We start from the raw sequence: 19,283 nt of genomic DNA, 5'->3' as shown, positions 1-19,283 counted from the left end.
GATTACCTTGGGGAAAAACATTAGCCTTCCTGGGCAAAATCTGGTAAACGGCGGGCTAAGCCCTTAGCAAATTCGACTACAGCGTTGATCCAGCCTGGATAAACAGAACTTCTGCGAGGTGGTTGAGCCGTCTGGGCTGTCTGGGTTAACCACTGACTGGCCTGGGCATAGCAATGACTGGGAGCCGGGACGACAACATGGACAGGGTTAGTCAGAAACCGCACCAAATCACCGGGGGTATAGGCAATGGGCACTCCCTTTTCGGCTAAGGCTTGGGCCAGTTCCACTTGATGGTCGTCCACATGTTCATCGAACCCATGGCTACGGGGAACCAAAATAAAGGGTTTGTTTAGTTTGGCGAGAATGTCGAAACTACCTTCTCCACAGTGGGAAATAATTAGTCGGGCCTGGTCTAGCATGGTTTTAAAATCTGCTTCTACCAAAACTTGATATTTTTCTCCCCCTTGGGGCAGAAATGTACAACTGCCATATTGAATTAGTACCTTTTCTTGTTGGGGATTAATAAATTGCTGTTGAATTAGATAATCAATCCATTGCAGGAGACGGTTGAAGGGGAATTTTTCTGTGCCGACGGTAATTAAAATCATGGCTTGAATTAGTTTTTGGGAAGGGTATTGGGTTTAGTAAATTTAAATAGAAAAGATGCAAAAATAATCAGATTATTGCTATTTATTGGACTGAAACTTCGATCAACTTAGCTTGGGGATAACGCTGTTGTAACTGTTTCCACTGCACATAGAGCACATCAATACAGGGCAGAATTAATTTGGCAGAGAGGCTGAGGTCATTAACCCTAGTGAAGGATTCAATAAAAATAGTTTTAATGCCCAACAGTTTGGCGAATAAAAGGAAGGGCACTGCTACCCCGGCTCCGGTGGTGATCACCATGTCTGGCCGTTCTTGGTAGATAATGCAGGCGGCTAAACCCAGATTGCGGCAGAGGTTGGGCAAATTTCGGTTGGTGGGGCCAAAGGCCCAATGGACTTTTTCCTGGGCGAGGTAATTGCAGGTGGTGGCGGTGGGGAAGGTGACCCATTGGCGATCATGGTTTTTCCAGAAGGAAGCCAGTTGACATAGGGCATTGAAGTGGCCGCCGCTGGAGCTAATCAGTAAAAGTTTCATTGTCTGCATCCCATTGATGGTGGGGGCATACCCCGTTTTCCTTAATTTTCAGTATGAGGGGGGCATGTTTACAGTCGTGTTTACGTAATTGTCTAACCTAATGCTTTTGATGAAATTCCCAGTAAATTCCCTAGACCAGTTGGAACGAAGCGTTGGCTTCCCGTTCAATTTTTCTGGCCTGCAGAGCTCCGGTAACTTTAATGGCGATCGCCTCGATGGATTGATAAAAAGTAGGGGGACAGATTTTGAGTAAACAGGCAGCGGCAATGGTCAGGCCGGTGCGACGGGGTTCCACTAGAATAATTTGCCAATGGGTGCTGAGGGCCTGGCCTAATAAATTCAGGGCGTTGTGTGTGTCTTGGAAGCGCACTGCCCGCCGAGCCAGGTAACGCAATTGATAAGCCTTGGCCGGTTTGCCCCATCGGGCCACTAATGCTGGTGCATACTGGGCAGTTTTTTCCATTACCTGGAGCCAGGACTGGAATTGCAAGTCCACATCCGCCGACAGTCCCTGATTATTGACACGGTAGAGAGTTAACGCAGCAGGAATGCCTTCTATTACCCAGTCGGTCACAATGGCAATGCGAATCCAACATTCAATGTCCTCTGACCGCAACCGGAACGCTTCGTCAAAGTAACAGAACTCGGGAAAACCATGGCGATCGTCCAAAAAACCAATATCATCCAATACCTGGCGACGGATTACTGGAGCAGAACCGTTGCCCACGGGATTACGGCAGAGGAGATGGCCGGCATCAATGTCTTTTAACTTGGGCATTTGATGGATACCCAAGGGTTGACCTTGACCATCAATGAAGGAAGAACGGCTAAAACTTACCCCAATGTGGGGATTTTGGTCTAGATGTTCAACGTGGCTGGCCAATTTTTCTGGTAACCAGAGGTCATCCGCATCTAAAAAAGCGAAATATTCACCTTGGGCTTGGCGAATTCCCGTGTTGCGCGACCCCGCTAGTCCCCGATTTTTCTGATGAATTAGTTTAATCCGTTGGTCCTTGAACTGACGCACGATCATCGCACTCTGATCGCTGGATTCATCATCCACAACTATGAGTTCAAAATTGGTATAGGTTTGGGCCAGCACAGAACGAATTGTATCGGCAATGTAGGCTTCGGTGTTGTGGAGGGGAATAATCACAGAGACTAGTTTCATCGTAGGCATCCTCGGGGCGAAACGTTTTCCATAACTCCAATGATGGAGGACGAGGACCTACGTTCCTGTTGACGCCAATGTTTAACTTCAGGGCAAATTTGTCTAACTTCTGATTAATCGGTTCCAAACGTCTAACCCAATGGGGTGAAATGCCATGCCCAAAATAGTTACAATAAAATCTGTCCATCAAGGCTATCTCACCGTTTACGGGGCCGAACCCGTGCAGGAAACGAAGACAAAAACCACTCCTCCTCAGCACGAAAACTATTTTTGGCGGTCTGTGGGGCTTTATTTTCTCTAAAAATTAGGCAATAGTGAGATTTTTTCTTTAAGCAAGCAATGACACCAATCATCTCTCGTTAATTCAGGGTTTATTCACAATAATGTTGTCTGATGATCTGGCCGGTGGGCAACGCACTTTTAAGGTTCTTGTGGTTGAAGACGATAGAGTCACCCGATCGCTGCTGTTGATGGCTCTTAAAGAGGATAATTATCGGTTGGCGGAAGCCACTAACGGTCAGGAGTGCCTCGATAAATTTATCCAGTTACAACCGGACATTGTACTGTTGGATGCAATTATGCCCGGTATGGACGGTTTCACCTGTTGCGAGCAAATCCGTCTTCTGCCTGGAGGATATAAAGTGCCCATTTTAATGATCACTTTTTTGGATGATCAAGAATCCATTGATAAAGCCTTTACGGCCGGAGCAACGGACTACATCAATAAGCCGATCCACTGGTCTTCTTTCCGTCGTCGCATTCATCAACTAATTAATCTCAAATCCTTGTTCAACGAAGTAGAAGCCGCCCGGAAGGAGTTGGTTTCCCGTAGGAACTGGGATAGTTTCTGGCAAGAAAATTGGCGGTCTTTGGCCCAGACTAATCCTAACCAAAATTACCTCAACGGCATGCTCACAGGGGCATTAAAACTTTTCAACGGATTGCGCATTGTGCTGGTGGCATCGATCGCCGATGCCATTCCTTTTGTGGTTATCGATCCGGAAGTGGAATCTATGGGGATTGATTTCACCGCTATTAATGATGACTTTGCCGCCTTAGTTTGCCTGCAAATAGATGGAGGCATTTTGTTTAAAGCCGGTGTGACTCCTTCGGCAAAGAACCATTGGTCAACCAAGTTGCCTTCCATGGCCCTATTTCCCACGGCGGTTCAGCCCATTGCTTGGCGGGGTCAGCCCCTAGGACTAGTGATTATCCAATGGCGATCGGATCTTGATATGGCGGAGACGGAAGTAACTCAACAAGGGGAAAATCTTTCCCATCTTCTGGGATTCCTACTCCAGGAAACCGATGGATAATAAAGAATAGCCGACCATCTTCCCCCATCTACAGCCGAGTTAACAATAGTAGTGCGATGGGGTTTGGGATGGCTAACTGTTGTTGTGGAAAAATTCATGAGCAAACGTTCCCTCAAGTCTTCCTCTAGCGGTCAAGCCAGGGCAAAACAGGCCATGACCAGACGAGGCTGGACCCAGGCTTATTTAGCGACTGAAGCTGGACTTTCCACCCGCAATTCGGTCTGGAAGTTTCTCAGCGGCAGGCCCGTGGAGCGTTACATTTTCATGGAACTATGTTTTCAGTTGGGCCTAGATTGGGAGGAAATTGCCGATCTTCCCCAGGGAGAAGATGACCCTGACAATGTAGATGAAGGCGTTAGCATCGAGGCAGGTGATCGCCTGGTTATGGAAGCCACCGTGCCCCAGCCCCCACCAAGCTTGGAGGAAACCTATTTAGCGGTCAAAGCTAAGTTGAGATACCAGTTCTTTAAGCAGTACAGCAGGGTACAATCTTCCTTTAACTTGACCCAGCAGTTTGCCTTAGACGAAATTTACACTGATCTGAGTTTGTTGCCCCACCTTAGCCACCAACAATGGTTGGAGGTAGATGATTTACAAGGGTCTTTGCTCCAAGGTGTGACCCAGCCCCAGCCCATGGGTTTATCCATTCAGGAGGCCATCGACCACCATGGACATTTGATCATTTTGGGCCGGCCCGGCTCCGGCAAAACTACCTTGTTGAAGTACCTAGCTCTACAGTGTTACAACAGCCAAATTCAGCCCGATCATATCCCTGTTTTCATCCCCCTGCGGGACATTGAACGCTACCAACAGCATGAACCAGATTGGAGTATGACAGATTATCTCCAAACCCTATTGGTGATCGAAGAGATTACTCCGGAGCTACAAACTGAGTTACTGCAACAGGGCAAATTCTGGTTACTATTGGACGCATTGGATGAAATTTCCCGCAAAACCAGTGAAAAATTTCTGCAAAAAATCCAGGAATTTGTGCAATCTTTTCCCAACAATAATATCTTAATTACTTCCCGCATTGCTGCTCAAAATTACTTTTTTACTGGTTTTACATACCTGGAAGTTGCCAATGCCAATGAGCACCAAATTAAATCCTATATTGACAATTGGTTTAACCAGTCCGTTGTCCCTGAAGACAATGACAAAATTAGCAAAAGCGACCAGTTATTAGCCCATCTTCGACGACCAGAAAATCGCTTCGTCCTCGAACTAGCCAAAACGCCCCTTTTACTAGAGTTAATTTGCTGTGCTTTCCAAGAAAGGGCCCAACTGCCCAGTAAACCAGCCAAACTGTATAAAGAAGGGCTAAACGTTCTGCTTAACCGGGGTTCCCGCTCCCAGGCATTTCAAACAGACTATGGCTATAACGAGTTAACTCTACCCCAAAAGTTAAAACTATTATCAGAAATAGCTGCCCGCATGTTTGCGCAGGGTTATTTTTATTTTGAAAAAGATCAAGTTTTATTAATTATTCAACAATATTTAGCTAGCATTGCCAGCGCCCCCGTTAGTGGGGATTTGCTGTGGCTCAAAAGCGAGAATGTCCTACGAGCTATTCAAGTGCAACATGGGCTTTTGGTGGAGCAAGCCAAGGCAGTGTATTGCTTTTCCCATGTCATTTTTCAGGAATATTTGACGGCTCAACAGTGGGTTTTTTGCAAAAAATTAGCCATTGCAGATTCCGTAGTTAATGACCCCGAAATTATTGCCCAACGGCTCACTGATCCCCATTGGCAGGAAGTTATTGCTCTGGCCATTTCCCTTGCTCCCCTAGCAGATGATTTTCTACTGCAACTGAAATTCGAGCTCGATCACCTAGTGGCCAGTGATGCTGGTTTAATTGCTGTAATAAAATATTTAGATACCAAAAGTGAATTACTCCAGACTAACCATAAACCCGTGGCCATTAGGGCTTTTTATTTGGGCATTCTCTACGATTTTGGACTTAATTTAGCTACCCGTCTAGACCAGAGTTTGAGTGAAAATCCCCACCAGGAAATTTCTCTAGATTTACAATTGATCCGTATACTTTCCTTAGCCCAGTCCCTCGCCCAAAATCCTACTTTTGAGCAGTATTTAAACCTTGGCTTTGCCCTTGATATTGAAAGAAAATTTTCCCTCACTCCTGCCTTGACGAAAGCGTTACAAATTTGCAAAGAGCAACTACCTTCCCCCATGGAAGAGAAGTCGTCCCTGTTGCAATGGTGGCGGATGCAGGGGCCAGATTGGTATCAGGGGATGAAAACCATCGTGTGTCAACATCATCAGCTTGGTTGTGTAGCTGAACTAAGCCCCAGCCAAATTAATCTTTTGCGGCAATATTACCATGGGCTAGTTTTCTTCCATAAATGTCTCCACAGTGGTTGTTATGTTAGCCCCGCTGTGCAGGCAGAACTGGAAAATAATCTCTTGATCTATGCACCATCAATTTCTAGCAACTTACCTTAGCTAGTGACATTGACTCATTGATAATCCGGGCGATCGCCAGAAGCATAAAAACCCAGTCCCATGATAATTAGACCAGGCCAATAAAGATAGGCGAGGATTTCTAAATTTTCCCCAAAAGTGTAGAGAAAAAGAATAAATAATACTGCCAATCCCGCCTCCGCCACTGCATAGCGTTGGGCTTTAATTAATAACAAAAAAAGACTAAGAACCATGGGAATGGCCAAAGCATAAAAACCAACAATGCCCTTGACAAATAACAAACCGTACCAAGTATGGTGGGAGCCAATGGGCATATATTCCACCACGTGGGGTCCCGATTCCACAATGCCATGGCCCCAAATGGGAGCTTCCGTTTCCCAGCGATAACCGGCAATTTGCTTCAAGGTGGTGCGCACTCGGCTAGATTCCGACCGAGCCTCGGTGAATTTTCGCATTATGGTATCCAATAAGTTGAATAACCAGGGCGCCATGATGCCGGTAATGGTACTCCCTATGCCCAACACCATGAGGGTAAAGGGACGACTGAGACGGGCCAGGCAAAAGGTGAAAATGGGGGTCAAAATCAGGGAAACGATCGCCAGGCGGGACTTGCAAATTTGGGCTAGGTAGAGGGAACCGATAATGCCAAACCAACGCCATTTTTTATTTTTTTCCTTAAGGGCGAGCACGAAATAGATATTGGCCACAAAGCCCAACGCCGGCCCCCAGGGAGTAAACAACCGCTGACGAATGGAACCGTCAAAATCCACTTCGTAAAAAGAAACATCAAAAAAAGTTGTGCCTGGGCCTCCCACCGCTTTGAGGGGAGAAACATAGAGAATTTCGGGGAAATGGAGTAGGGGCGCAATGATTAGTAGGGGAGAAATGAGCAGGGTTTGCAAACAGATCACACAAACGGCTCGGTAAATCAGTCGGGGCCGAATGGGTAAACAGCCCGCCAGGGGATACAGGGCTAGGGCCGCCCATCCCTTGAGCCAGCCAATGGAGGATTTGATAATGGTGCTTGTGGGCAGGTCAAAATCTAAATGTCCCATCACTAATGCCACCTGCATCATTGCCATGCTAATGATCCAAACCCAGATCAGCCAATGGATTTTAATTTTTTCCGCTTCCGGGGTGGCTTCCGTTTGCAACCACCATTTCAGCCCTACGTATAGTCCCAGAATTACCCCCAACACCGACCCGACAATGTAGGTGGCCCCCAGGAGGTAAAAACCATAAATGTAGACCATGCTGTACCAAACCAGCCGTTCGGGAAAATTTTCAGGCTTGATGGGATCGTTCACGCGAGGATTTGGCGAGAAATTTTGGTCAGTACTATTAAAATTGTGTTGCGCCACCACAGTAAGGTCAGCCCAAAGGTAACCAGGGCAGAACCGATCGCCGCTCCGGCCAGCACTAGCTTAGTTTTCGGTGCGGAGGGGGTATCGGGCAAGGTGGGGGGCTCCACCAATTGCATCAGGGGAAAGGAACCAAAGGGGTCACTTTTGCCCAAATCCGCCTTAGCTAGGGTGGAAGTAAAAATGGCCTCCGCTATCTGCACTTTACGGAGATAGTTTTCCAGCACCGATTCCTTTTGCACCATAATTTTCAGCCGAGCTTCTAGCTCACTCACCTGTTGGGTTAACGCATTCACCTCCGCCCTAATGCCCTCATACTCAGCCTGCAGGGTAATTAGTTGCTGAAACAGTTCCCCCCGCTTCACACCGGACTCATTGCTATTATCCAAATTCAACCGTTCAATTTCCTCCAGGGTAATGGCCTTACCCAAAAGAGCTTGACCCCGTTCCAGCACCGTGGCCAGGGCCGCCCCTTGCTTTTGTTTGAGTTGCACCACATCTGGATAGTTGGGGCCCCGCTCTTCCAACAGAGCATTTAACTGTGTGCTGGCGGTGGTATATTCTTGCAAACTCTTCTGAAAATATTGGTCTGTTTGCAGAGCCAACACCGTGGGAGCTTGTTCCGGCGTTAATTGCACCGCTAAGGTCAAACTTTGCAGGCGATCGCCAATTTGTTGACTTTCGGCCACCTTTTCCGCCCGTTGTTTGCGGAGAGTCTCGATGGTGCTGATCAAATTAGTCACCTGTTGGGAAGAACTCAAGCCAGACTGGGCTTTATAGTTTGATAACTGGGCTTGGGCCTGGGTAAGTTTGTTTTGAGAATCCTCCAGGGCGGAAGTAATGGCCCCGTCCCGTTTTTCCTGTTCAATTTGCCTCAGGGTATTGAGCCGCCGTTCTAGGGTTTGGTACAAACTGAGGGCTTTGCGTTGGGCTATCTGGGGGCTAGGACCCGATTGGGAAATACGAATCGTGGTGGTGTTGGGAATGAGGATAATTTTCGGCTCACCAAATTCTTCCACATCTATGCTCACACTGGCCGCCGCTTCTTGAATCACCGTATCCCCCAGGGCTAGTAATTTGTAATTTTCCCTTGGGTCAGAAGAACTGCCAAAGGCGGAGGTGGTGGAAGTGGCCGCCTGGCCCACGTCGGGGAGGTTGAGGTTTACCCCCAGGGCATTACCAGCGACATGCACCACTAATTCACTGGTGTAGGTGGGAGCGGTGTGCTTCAGGTAACTTAACGTTCCCGCCCACAGTAATGTATTTGCCCCCACCGCCAAAGTTAAATATTTAGCAATGCGCCCCAAAGGCAAGCTTAATCTTGGTTTAACTGTTGCGATGCCCTCTTCTCCATCCATTTCCCCTACCTCAACATTGTCCATGGCACCATCTTCAGGGGATTTAAGGGCTTCAGATTCATTACCGTTGGGAAACCGGTCCTTAGTTGGGGAGGAGGAAGTGGTGGCCATAGCGATTAACCTAACGGTATAGTTAAAACCCCTAACGGAAGAAAAGATTACGGAAAATCAAAAAGGGGTCTAGGGGACTGAGTAAATCAGTGATGGAGCGGAAAATATCCCTAGTGTTGGTCATACCGGAATCGTAACAAGCAATGGCGTCCCTTGGCATGAGTAGGGGATTGTCTGTGTTGCTGTGGGAATTACGCACCAATTCTTCCACCGGTTTTTCGGTGACCAGGGTTGCTCCACTGGCCGTGTCCACCCGCACCAAAATAGCGCGGCGATTGGCGTTGACATTAGCAGTACCCCCCACACAGTTGGCCGCCACCACTGCCTGACTAAAGCGGGCCCCATAGGGAAAGGTGATGCCTTCTTGTTGGTTCCCCACTGCCGAGGTGGCATTGCTATTGGCAGGTACGGTGAGGTTAGAAATAAATACCTTTATACCAGGGGGAGTGATTTGGGAGGGACGTGCCAAGGCCGGTTGCACCTGGCCAGTGCTGGGCACCACTAGTCGATCGCCAGCCATGAGGGGAATATCGGCCACCGCATCCCCGGTGAATACCCCCGACAGGTCTAGGGGAATTTCTTCCTCTCCCCGTTGCACCACAATATTGGCTACATCCGCTGTGGGTAAAACGCCCCCCACGGCCCGGAGTGCGTTAATGCCGTAGCGCCAAAAAGGATAATCCCCCGTCACCGACTGACTTTCTGGAGGCACCGTAATTTCGTTGCTGGGTTCTCCAGGATTTTCAATCAGTACCCGCCCTGGCTGGAATACCTCCCCTGCCACCGTCACTTGTACCGGAGCCCATTGCAGCACCTGCACTGATAGCTGGAGTTTATCCGGGGGAAAATAACCCTGGTCGGTTAGTAATTGATGGAGTTTTTCTTCCACTGCGGCACTTTCTAACCCTTCCACAGCCACGGGCCCCAAAAAAGGCACTTCGATCACCCCGACCTGGTTGACTACGTAAACCCCAGCAAAATATTTTTCGTTGGGAATGGAAACTTCCAGGCGATCGCCTGGGGAAAAGGGTAGGGCCCAGACCCCTTGTTGCCAACCCAGTGCAAGTAATCCCAAAGTAAGCAACCAACGCCTCATCATTTATACTTCCCCGGCCAAAGCCAAACGTCGAAATATTGTGCGGGAAGCCCAAAGCGAAAATAGGGGTAAACAGAGCCAATGAGTGGCCAAAACGGCGATCGCCACCCCCACATTGCCCCCTTGCACTCCCCACATTAAACAACCAGCAAAAAGGGTAGTAAAAATTAAATTCCACCAAAGGTCCCATTGGGGCTTATCCACCGCTAGCAATAATTGGGAAGCAGCATCGGCAAAAGGCCGAGGAATGGCCGATAGACAAATTAACATCAAAATAGGAATGGCTCCAGCCCACCGATCACCAAAAACGAGGGGCACATAAAAGGGCGCCAAACTGGCTTGTAGAAGCACAAAGGGAATAATCACCATGGCAATGGTTTTTTGACTCTGCCAATAGCGGGCCCGGAACTGGGCCAAGTTATCCCGCACGTCACACAGGTGGGGGAGCAGAGCCGCCTTAATGGAGGTGATAATGCCCAAACTAATACCTAGACCAGCATTAAAAGCAAAGTAGTAAACCCCCAAAGCTTCCACGCTCAAAAAGCGGCCAATGATGAGGTAATCCAAATTACTACGCAGGGTATTTAACAACTCCACCCCCAACACCGATTTACCAAAACCAATTAAATCCCCCCAGTGATGACGGTGAAACCCTTTAGAAGGTCGCCAAGGATGGTAGCGGCGCATAAAGTAAACCCAAATGGGGGCTACTAAAATTTTAGGCAAAATAATCGCCCAGAGACCAAACCCCAACAGGGCAAAGATGGCGGAGAGGATATTGTCGCTGGAAATTTGGCTTAACTCCGCCAGGGCAATAATTTTAAACCGTCCTTCCCTCTGAATTAGGGCCGCTTGGATAATGCCCAGGGGAATAGTGAGCAGGTTCACTGCCATGGCACAGATGGGCAAAATTAGGCGTTGATTGTCGTAAAAAGTAGCAATGGGGAACGCCACTAAACATTGCACCATAAATAACCCAATAAACATCAGCCAATTGAGCCAGTAGGCCGATTCGGCCAACTCTTCCAACCGCTCTGCTTCAGTTTGGATCAGGCGAATGACCACCCCATTACGGGTAAAAACTCGCACAAACTCATTGGTGGTTAACACCAACGCCGCCAGGCCGTAATCTTCCTTGGTCAAAAATCGGGCTAGGATAACCGTTGCAATCAACCGGGAAACCCGAATAATCGCCCCCGATCCCCCCAGCCAACCGAGGTTTCGCACAAAAGTACCGTCTTTGTGGCTAAATTTGGCTTTAAGCTTGGCGATTAATTCCTTCACCCGGGTTTCTTCTCCCCTAACCGTCCCTGGATACCGGATTGATTTGACTTTGAAGGCTTCATTGTAAGAGATTGCCAACGACATTCCGCCATTTAGCTAGCTCCCATGGCCCCACTCTATGGCTCTATGGCCGCCGTCAGATAGTCATGCCATTCCTGTACACATTTTTCCCAGGCATTGGCCACGGCTATCCTTCCTTCCTGGCCCCATTGTTGTAATTGTTCTGGACTGACTTTGGCGATCGCTCTAGTCAACATTTCCATCTGTTCTGGGGGACAAAGCAGACCAAACCCATCTACTTGTTCCGGAAGTCCATCCACGGCGGTGGCGATGATACCTTTTCCGGCCGCTTTGGCTTCCAACGCCACCAAACCCCAAGGTTCCCAACGGGAGGGAATAATTACCCCGTCACAATCGGCCAAAAAAGTTGGTACATCATCCACTGGCCCCACCAATTGCACTGCAGGCAGGACAGCGGTTAATTGCCTAATCAAGGCTTCATCCTCACCGTAGCCCCCCAATTTGATTCGGATTGGAAGATCCGGGGGCAGGTTGGCGATCGCCTTTAACAAGAGGTCGAAGCCTTTTTGGGGCGCAAACCGTCCATAGACCCCCAGGGTTAAGGTCGAGCTGGGGGGTTTCAGGGGCAAAGCCAAAAAATTGGCCAGAGGAGAGGCCGGACGAATAACCTTTACCTTGGCTGGATGCACTAATTTATGGCCGATTAGCCATTGTTTTTGGGCTTGGGAAACACTGATCACCCCATCAGCCAATCCGTAGGCAGTTTTAAGTAAAAGCCGGAAGCGCCGGAGAGATTTAACTTGATGCTGTTCAAAGCCAGCACAGTAGTGATGCTCACAAATATATACCGGTGCCATGGTCTGCAGTCGCCACAGGGCAGGTAAATATTTCCAAGCACTAGCGTAATGGAAAATGATAGCGTCTGGTAACTCTCCCTTGACTCGCTTTAGCCCTTGCTCCAGGGTCAGGGTTTGGCTAGCAAAACTCTCTCCCAGGGAAGAATTCAATAAATGGCGAACCAGGTGGTTTGAGCCTCCCGGCCGGCGATCGCCAATTAAATGCCAGATAGTTTTCATGGTAGCCAGGAGGTTAGATCTCGCTTGATCAACGCTTGACAAGCCAGAATATCTTCTCGGTACTGGGTTTGCAATTGTTGCTTCAGCACCGGATCGAGGGGAGGAGTAGTCAAATTACTATGCTGGATGGACTGCCGTAGTTTTTGCGGTAATAGAGGCTTGACAAGGGCTTTGAGGACATTGGGTTTGGTCAACAGGCCATGGAGCCAAGAATTTTTTGGCATTCCTGATTTATTGGGCCGTTCACTGAAATCCGGCAGGAATTGGGCATTAATTCCTAGGAAAGTAAAAATATCTTGCATTAGCCCTTGGGCGTCGCGCCGCAAGTCTTCATAGAGGTAAACTCGAATTTGGTTGGCGGGGAAAAGGTTATAGTATATCTGTATCTGCTCGGTGTAGTAGCCGGCCTGTTGATAGTGCCAAAACCATTCCCAGTTCGCTTCCGTCCGCTTCGGTTCCTGGGCTAGGGCCTGGGCAAAATCCAAGGTTGTTTCCCGGCCATCTCTCACTAGATGGAGATAATTGGCATAGGCCCGGGCCACTGGCTCCCGCAGGATAATAATAATTTTTGCGGTGGGGCAATGGTGCTGGATTCTCTGGGCTACTTGGCAATCGTAAAGGTATAAAGGACAGGCTTCCCCGATCGCCGTTTCGGTAGTTACTCCTTGAAATTGGGCTTGGTAATCAGCCAGATTAGTGATGGAAAAATCCGCCACCGCCTCATCCCCTGGACCCCGAAAATTTAACTGCTGTCCTTCGTAGGCAAAAAAGTTAGTTTCTTTGCCTGGGGTCATATAGATGGCGGGATGTTGTTGGAGGTAATGGTGCAGGGCGGTGGTGCCAGCTTTGGCTGCGCCAACAATGAAGAAGTTAGGCAACCGGTTGGCTTGGGCAGTGGTGGAGAGATGGGGCGAAAGGGTAGTAGCCATGGGGAAGGGGAAACTTAGTGAGGGTGGGCAATGATGGAAAATGGCAACCTAGCAAGCACCACTATGTTTAGAAAATACTACGGTGATGGTTTTCACCAGGAGCTTGAGGTCATGCCAAATGCTCCACTTTTGTTGGTACTGCAAATCCAGGGCCACCACTTCTTCAAAATTACTGATGGAGGAGCGACCATTGACCTGCCATTCCCCCGTTAAGCCAGGTTTGACTTCCAGCCGTTCGCCATGATGAATTTCGTACTGATCTACTTCATCTAATGTGGGGGGGCGGGTACCCACCAAACTCATTTCTCCCAACAGGATATTAAAAAATTGGGGAAATTCATCCAGGCTGGTTTTGCGTAGAAAGTGACCCAATTTGGTGATGCGGGGGTCATTTTCGTTTTTGAAAAATGCTCCTTCAATTTGGTTTTCCACTTTTTGTTTCAGGTCGTCGGCATTGACCACCATGGAACGGAATTTCCAAATCCGAAATTGTTTGCCCCGATAGCCACAGCGCAGTTGGGAATAAAGCACCGGGCCAGGACTATCTAACTTAATGGCGATCGCCAGGGGAACAAATAACAGAGCAGTGATTCCCAAACCCATAACTGCCCCTACCATATCCATAAACCGTTTTGCCTTGGACTGGACTGAGGGGTGGACTTCCAGGGCTAATTTTTCTTCTGGGGCAATCACTTGGTTAGTGACGGCAGGCAGGGTTAAATACTCGTCAATGCCAGCCTGTTGGAAAAGGGTCTGTACTTTTGGCCCCACGCTCCAACCCATAATTTCAATGCCCCGAGCCTGGGCCCAACGCCCTAACCGTCGTAGATAAATGATGGCACTGCTATCCAACCCCTGAGTTTTAGCGAAATCAAAAATTACTCGTTGCAGTTGGGCTTCTACGTTAATTTCTTGATAGAGCCAATTTCTTAACTGATCATGGAGAGCAACTACTTCTGCTTGACCAAACAGAGCGGGCATTTCAATTAGTTGAACAGCGCTAGCCATAATGATTACCAGGCGGTGAAGGAGACATCGGTCTGGGAGGGGGCTCCGTTGACCTATCCCTACTATCCCAGGGGCAGATCTACGTTCCTGTTTACGTCCATGTTTAACTTTGGCGATCGTTGTCTAACTTCTTTGCTTCGATGGCAATTCCTGTCTAATACAGCGGTGGCGGTATCAGGGTGGCACAGTAAAAACTCTACAGAATAGGCGTTACAACTGTTTTGTGTGCATCAAGTTGATTCGGAATTTGCCGTAACGTTGACCCAAATACACTTTTTGCTAAGTATTTGGTGGATTACTGATTTTATTTGGAAAGGACACTTCAAGAACCACACACCCTTCCTCTGTTTTAAAGGGCCCATGAATTTCGCCGGGAGGTCTGCTTGCGTAATGGCCGGTTTCTAACCACATCTGAAAAGCACAATCATATAGGCGACCGCTCACGATGAAGATCTCTTCAGGATATTCATGACTTTTACTTCCCAATGGCGTTGTGTCGGCCCGGGGAAAAAAGCGGGTTAAACGGGTATATTCCCCCGATTCGCAATCAATACTAAGGGTTAGTTCCTCGGCCATGCCTTCAAGACCTTCGATGGGATGCCACTCGTTTTGATTGTTTGAAGTTAACGGGTTCCAGTAAGTGATGGTTGATTTAGCCATTTTTGCGGTTCTTATTACCTCTGCTAAAAATCGTTACAACTTGCCATAACGCCACCCATCGATGATATCAATCAACTCATTGGACCAAGCATTGGGATTACGGTCTTGGTAAATGCTCCAGATGGATTGGTAATACCAAAGAATACCGGACTTACCCCGATTAAACTCTTGCCAAATTTCATCGCCATGGCGACGTAAATCAATGGCGATGGTGCGGGCATTGTGGAGGGTATCTGCTAAAGAAATTTTTAGCACCGCTAGGGAAACCTGACGCATTTTTGCCAAATGTTCTTGTTTGCGTTGTTCCCAGGGAGGTTTGGGCACGGTGGTACTGTCTGAACAGGCCCGGATTAAGGCTGCCACGGTTTGGCCAAATTGATGTTCGATCATAGTCAAGGTTTCCATGCCCCCCTGATCTTCCACCGCATCATGGAGTAAAGCGGCGATCGCCTCATCTTCATTGCCCCCCATTTCCAACACCAGGGCCGTCACCCCCAACAAATGACTGACGTAGGGCACTCGGGAACCCTTGCGGTATTGTTCAGCATGTAATTGGTTAGCTAATACCAGAGCATCACTAAAGCGGTCAGTGAGGGCAGGAGGACTTGATAGATTCATAGAAATTACTGATGTCAATCTTGCTAATCCGAGTAAAGATCCGCTGTAGCTATCCCTCTTCCGTCAGACTGAGGGAATTAAAATGGAGATAAAAGGCTGAAAAGCGCGGAGGGAGAATGACAAAGACAAGAGAGGCGAAAAAGACAGTACAGTGTGTAGACACATATAGTGAACTGTATAAAGATATATTTCCAGAAGTGAGGTCTTATGAGTCATTTAAATATATCATTGTGGGAATATTAAGTGATATAAAAAGAAAGAGTTTACCTGCAATAGCATCATCACTAGGATTGAAAAATGAACAGGGATTACTGCATTTCATGACAGATTCTCCTTGGGAATTAAAAGAATTAGAAAAAAGAAGATTAAATATTATCTTAGAAGTTTTAGAAGGAAGAGAAATAATAGTAATAATAGATGAAACAGGAGACCCCAAAAAAGGGAAAACAACAGATTATGTAAAAAGACAATATATTGGAAATTTAGGAAAAATAGAAAGCGGTATAGTGTCAGTAAATGCCTATGGTTACTGCAATGGAGTAACGTTTCCTCTAGAATCAAAAGTATTTAAACCAAAAGAAAGATTAAAAGAGGGAGATAAGTATAAAACAAAGCCGGAATTAGCAGTAGAGATAATAAAAGAACTAGAAGAAAGTGGTTTTAAAATAAAAAGAGTAGTGTCAGATAGCTTATATGGAGAAAGCCATAGCAATTTTATCAGTGCCGTAGAGGAATTAAAAATAGAATATGCAGTGGGAATCCGGAGCAATCATGGGGTCTGGCTTCCAAAGGAAGCTAAAGTAAGGGCAAATAAGTGGAGGAGGTTTGAACATATAAGATGGGATGGAAAACAGGAAGATAGGTATATCAGAGAAATAGTTTATGGCAAAAAAAACGCAATAAGATATTGGGAAATTAAAACAGAAACAGAAAAAGAGGAGGAAAAAGCAGGATGGTTTGTAATGACTCGAATACCAGATATTAAATATAAAGAAGTTGGCAGAATATATGGGGTAAGGTCATGGATAGAATATGGATTTAAGCAATGCAAAAGTGAATTAGGATGGGCAGATTTTAGGGTAACTCATTATGAGCAAATTCAAAAATGGTGGGAATTAGTGATGTGTGCATATTGTATGATTTGTTTTTATGATGAGAATTTTAATCCGACTCTAAATTCAACGTCAAAGTATCATCAAAAGCATGAAAAATGGGATAAAGAAGAAGGGTGGAAAAAATGGCTAAACAACCTACGATTAGTGATCTCTGTATTTAATGCAATAAATCTTATCAAAAAGTGGTTAAAAGTATTTCCATTTGCCCATGTTTTGGATGAGTTAACTAAACTTTACAACAAGGTTGATAAGCTAGATCGATTAAAGTATTTGCTAAATTCATGGAATACATTCTATTCTTCTTCTGCCTAGATTGATGAAAGAGGGTTATAGCAAAGGACGAGATAGTTAGGACAGTTCTCTCAACGCTATATCCAATGCAGAAATCAGCGATTCTCCATTACTAACAAGTTGGGAAACATAACGTTTTAGTCTCGCCCAGAACTTCTCAATTTTGTTCAAGTCTGGTGAATATGGTGGTAAAAATATAACCTCACACCCAGCTTTTGCTACCAATGCCTTTATTCTTTCTTTCGGATGAAAGCTTGCATTATCCATGATTAGTATCTGACCTGGTATTAACTCTGGTAATAACATTTCTTCTATCCACGTGCATACTACTTGAGCGTTACAGTATCCTTCAAATATCATTGGAGCTATTGTTGTTCCATTCCACCAACAACTTATTATGCTGACTCTCTTGGTTCTATGTCCTAATTTGCTCGCCTTTAATCTCTCTGATTTATGACAGTACCCATAGGGGTAGTCTAGAGTGTCATCTAGACCGGCTTGATCCATATAAATCAGTTTTTCTGCCGCATATTGCTTGATTTCATCTTCAAATGCCTTTCTCTCTTCCTCTTCTATTTCCCTGTAAATATAAGTTTTTTTTTCTAGTAAACCCTATTTTCTTTAGAGCCTTACTTATTCTTATTCTACTTACAGGCTCTGGCCATTTTTCTGCCATTTGTTTTTGCGTTAAATGACCGTTCTCCTCCGCAAATTCTCTGAATTTATCCAAATCATCTATTTTCGGTCGTGGACCACGCTCATAATCTCTCTTCGCGGCTACACTTCCTGTTTCTTTCTTCTTTTTTATCCATAGGTCTAAGGTGTTGCGACTAATGTTCAGTGTTCGGCAGACATGGCTTTTCTTCTCTCCTTTTTCTACTGCACTTACCGCTTTCTCTCTTAGATCTACACTGTAGGGGGCTGGCATCGCTTTTTTCCTAACTCTTTCCATACATTATGTCCTAATCTTAGCAATCTTTGCTATAACTCAAGCAAAGGGAAAACGAAATCAGAGCTTAAACTGATTATCTGCTTAAATGCTTGAAGAGTTTATTTTAGGTCAATTTTATTTCAATTCGCCTCTAGATGCTTGTAGAGGGTAGTTCGTTGTTGATGGGGACGACCCATGGCAATGATGGCATTTTGCAGTTGGGTTGCGCTCAGACAGGTTCCCCCTTTGGCCCCGGCCATGGTGGTGATGTGTTCTTCCATCAGGGTTCCCCCCAAATCGTTACAGCCCCACGCCAAAGCGGTGGTGGCCCCCGCGAGTCCTAGCTTGACCCAGCTTGGTTGGTGATTGACAATCCATTTCCCCAGATACAAACGGGCGATCGCCATAATTTGCAAGGCTTGATTTAAATCCGGTTGGTCTCTACCGACCCGTTTCCTCAGGCTGGGGGGCGCTTTTTCCCCCACAAAGGGCAGGAGGATAAATTCAGTAATACTGGCGGCATAACCTCGGGCCAGACTAGTCTGCTGTCTTCGTCGCAGGCGATCAAGATGGGTAATGATCTCCTCTGGGGTTTCAATGTGGCCAGCCATGAGGGTACTAGTGGTGGGTAAACCGTGGCTATGGGCCAAACCAATGATCTCTAACCAAGTCTGACTGTCGATTTTTTCGGGGCAAATAATACGCCGTACCCGGTCTACCAATACTTCTGCCGCTGTGCCTGGTAAGGAATCCAACCCAGCGAATTTGAGGGCCACTAACACTTTTCCATAGGTCAAACCATCCTGGCGGGCGATAAATTGAATTTCCTGGGGAGAAAAGCCGTGGAGATGGAGTTGGGGAAATTGTCCCTTGATGGTTTCGACTAAGTTGACGTAATAGGTCAAGCTGGAACCATTAATTTTTGCCTGGGGATTTAACCCTCCCTGGAGGCAAATTTCCGTTGCTCCCTGGGCCACTGCGCCCTTAGTTTTGTTGAAAATTTCCGAGTCATTTAACCAGTAAGCTCCCACCTCCCCATCATCCCGACGAAAGGCGCAAAAATTACAATGTTGCTCGCAAATATTGGTGAAGTTAATGTTGCGATTGACCACATAGGTGACCGTTTCCCCCACTAATTTCTGCCGCAGGCGATCGCCGTATTGTCTGATTAACTCCCAACCTTGGGGGTCATCACATTGGAGGAGGAGCAGACCCTGCTGGGGAGTCAAGTCTTCCAGGGCCAGGGCTTGGGCAACAAGTTCTTCAATCAAGTTAAGATTAACGGCAGATAGAACCATTGGCCTGGGTCAGGGGAAGGGAAATGGACATTCCTCCACAGTGTAACCTCAGTT

The 19,283-nt window shown here is 46.9% G+C and carries 19 protein-coding genes; 4 read left to right on the top strand and 15 right to left on the bottom strand.

Annotated elements, in window-relative coordinates; translation table 11 throughout:
• Positions 1-20 precede the first annotated feature (20 nt).
• The 3 genes from IQE94_RS06215 to IQE94_RS06205 all read right to left on the bottom strand — a co-directional run bounded on the left by IQE94_RS06215 (position 21) and on the right by IQE94_RS06205 (position 2,314).
• A complete protein-coding gene (locus IQE94_RS06215) occupies positions 21-608 on the bottom strand; it encodes a glycosyltransferase (RefSeq protein WP_212716849.1) in 588 nt (195 codons plus the stop codon).
• An 82-nt stretch (positions 609-690) separates the two neighbouring features.
• Positions 691-1,143 (bottom strand): PssD/Cps14F family polysaccharide biosynthesis glycosyltransferase, encoded by a 453-nt coding sequence (gene pssD / locus IQE94_RS06210; RefSeq protein WP_212716847.1) that lies wholly within the window; start codon positions 1,141-1,143, stop codon positions 691-693.
• 130 nt (positions 1,144-1,273) lie between these two features.
• Positions 1,274-2,314 carry a glycosyltransferase family 2 protein gene (locus IQE94_RS06205; protein ID WP_212716845.1) on the bottom strand — a complete coding sequence of 347 codons (1,041 nt, stop codon included), beginning with the start codon at positions 2,312-2,314 and terminating at the stop codon, positions 1,274-1,276.
• A gap of 154 nt (positions 2,315-2,468) precedes the next feature.
• Between IQE94_RS06205 and IQE94_RS06200 the strand changes: the two genes are divergently transcribed.
• From IQE94_RS06200 to IQE94_RS06190, 3 genes are all read left to right on the top strand, one after another.
• Complete coding sequence (locus IQE94_RS06200; protein WP_223342929.1) at positions 2,469-2,615, top strand: hypothetical protein; 147 nt, start codon at positions 2,469-2,471, stop codon at positions 2,613-2,615.
• 82 nt (positions 2,616-2,697) lie between these two features.
• The gene (locus IQE94_RS06195) at positions 2,698-3,630 is read left to right on the top strand and encodes a PleD family two-component system response regulator (protein WP_212716844.1); all 933 of its coding nucleotides are present in this window, start codon (positions 2,698-2,700) and stop codon (positions 3,628-3,630) included.
• Between the two features lie 96 nt (positions 3,631-3,726).
• Positions 3,727-6,093 carry an NACHT domain-containing NTPase gene (locus IQE94_RS06190; RefSeq protein WP_223342928.1) on the top strand — a complete coding sequence of 789 codons (2,367 nt, stop codon included), beginning with the start codon at positions 3,727-3,729 and terminating at the stop codon, positions 6,091-6,093.
• 14 nt (positions 6,094-6,107) lie between these two features.
• On the opposite strand, the gene IQE94_RS06185 is transcribed toward IQE94_RS06190, so the two are convergent.
• The 9 genes from IQE94_RS06185 to IQE94_RS06145 all read right to left on the bottom strand — a co-directional run bounded on the left by IQE94_RS06185 (position 6,108) and on the right by IQE94_RS06145 (position 15,594).
• Positions 6,108-7,379 (bottom strand): O-antigen ligase domain-containing protein, encoded by a 1,272-nt coding sequence (locus IQE94_RS06185; protein ID WP_212716842.1) that lies wholly within the window; start codon positions 7,377-7,379, stop codon positions 6,108-6,110.
• On the bottom strand, positions 7,376-8,902 hold the full coding sequence (locus IQE94_RS06180; protein ID WP_212716841.1) for a hypothetical protein: 1,527 nt from the start codon (positions 8,900-8,902) through the stop codon (positions 7,376-7,378). Before IQE94_RS06180 ends, IQE94_RS06185 begins: the two co-directional genes overlap by 4 nt.
• Positions 8,903-8,933: 31 nt before the next feature.
• A complete protein-coding gene (locus IQE94_RS06175) occupies positions 8,934-10,001 on the bottom strand; it encodes a polysaccharide biosynthesis/export family protein (protein ID WP_223342927.1) in 1,068 nt (355 codons plus the stop codon).
• Positions 10,002-11,360, bottom strand: a complete 1,359-nt coding sequence (locus tag IQE94_RS06170) for a lipopolysaccharide biosynthesis protein (protein WP_223342926.1) — start codon at positions 11,358-11,360, stop codon at positions 10,002-10,004. It abuts the gene before it with no gap.
• A 38-nt stretch (positions 11,361-11,398) separates the two neighbouring features.
• Complete coding sequence (locus IQE94_RS06165) at positions 11,399-12,379, bottom strand: glycosyltransferase family 4 protein (protein WP_223342925.1); 981 nt, start codon at positions 12,377-12,379, stop codon at positions 11,399-11,401.
• Entirely contained in the window at positions 12,376-13,308 is a 933-nt protein-coding gene (locus IQE94_RS06160) for a sulfotransferase (protein ID WP_223342924.1), read from the bottom strand. The genes IQE94_RS06165 and IQE94_RS06160 overlap by 4 nt, the downstream gene beginning before the upstream one ends.
• A gap of 48 nt (positions 13,309-13,356) precedes the next feature.
• A complete protein-coding gene (locus tag IQE94_RS06155; protein WP_212716833.1) occupies positions 13,357-14,316 on the bottom strand; it encodes a sugar transferase in 960 nt (319 codons plus the stop codon).
• Positions 14,317-14,595: 279 nt separating this feature from the next.
• Entirely contained in the window at positions 14,596-14,976 is a 381-nt protein-coding gene (locus IQE94_RS06150; RefSeq protein ID WP_212716831.1) for a cupin domain-containing protein, read from the bottom strand.
• A gap of 33 nt (positions 14,977-15,009) precedes the next feature.
• Positions 15,010-15,594 carry an HD domain-containing protein gene (locus IQE94_RS06145; RefSeq protein ID WP_212716830.1) on the bottom strand — a complete coding sequence of 195 codons (585 nt, stop codon included), beginning with the start codon at positions 15,592-15,594 and terminating at the stop codon, positions 15,010-15,012.
• Between the two features lie 116 nt (positions 15,595-15,710).
• Between IQE94_RS06145 and IQE94_RS06140 the strand changes: the two genes are divergently transcribed.
• On the top strand, positions 15,711-17,021 hold the full coding sequence (locus IQE94_RS06140; protein WP_223341782.1) for an IS701 family transposase: 1,311 nt from the start codon (positions 15,711-15,713) through the stop codon (positions 17,019-17,021).
• 36 nt (positions 17,022-17,057) lie between these two features.
• Here the strand turns inward: IQE94_RS06140 and IQE94_RS06135 are convergent, their stop codons facing one another.
• The 3 genes from IQE94_RS06135 to cofH all read right to left on the bottom strand — a co-directional run bounded on the left by IQE94_RS06135 (position 17,058) and on the right by cofH (position 19,229).
• Positions 17,058-17,540 carry an IS630 family transposase gene (locus IQE94_RS06135; protein ID WP_249214025.1) on the bottom strand — a complete coding sequence of 161 codons (483 nt, stop codon included), beginning with the start codon at positions 17,538-17,540 and terminating at the stop codon, positions 17,058-17,060.
• Between the two features lie 7 nt (positions 17,541-17,547).
• Complete coding sequence (locus IQE94_RS06130; RefSeq protein ID WP_223341982.1) at positions 17,548-17,952, bottom strand: IS630 transposase-related protein; 405 nt, start codon at positions 17,950-17,952, stop codon at positions 17,548-17,550.
• Positions 17,953-18,071: 119 nt separating this feature from the next.
• Positions 18,072-19,229, bottom strand: coding sequence for a 7,8-didemethyl-8-hydroxy-5-deazariboflavin synthase subunit CofH (gene cofH / locus IQE94_RS06125; protein ID WP_212716829.1), 1,158 nt, complete (start codon positions 19,227-19,229; stop codon positions 18,072-18,074).
• Positions 19,230-19,283 lie beyond the last annotated feature (54 nt).

Source organism: Synechocystis sp. PCC 7339 (assembly GCF_019924095.1).
Classification (GTDB): domain Bacteria; phylum Cyanobacteriota; class Cyanobacteriia; order Cyanobacteriales; family Microcystaceae; genus Synechocystis.
Note: the sequence above shows the minus strand (reverse complement) of the source record. Positions and strands in the feature narration are given on the sequence as shown.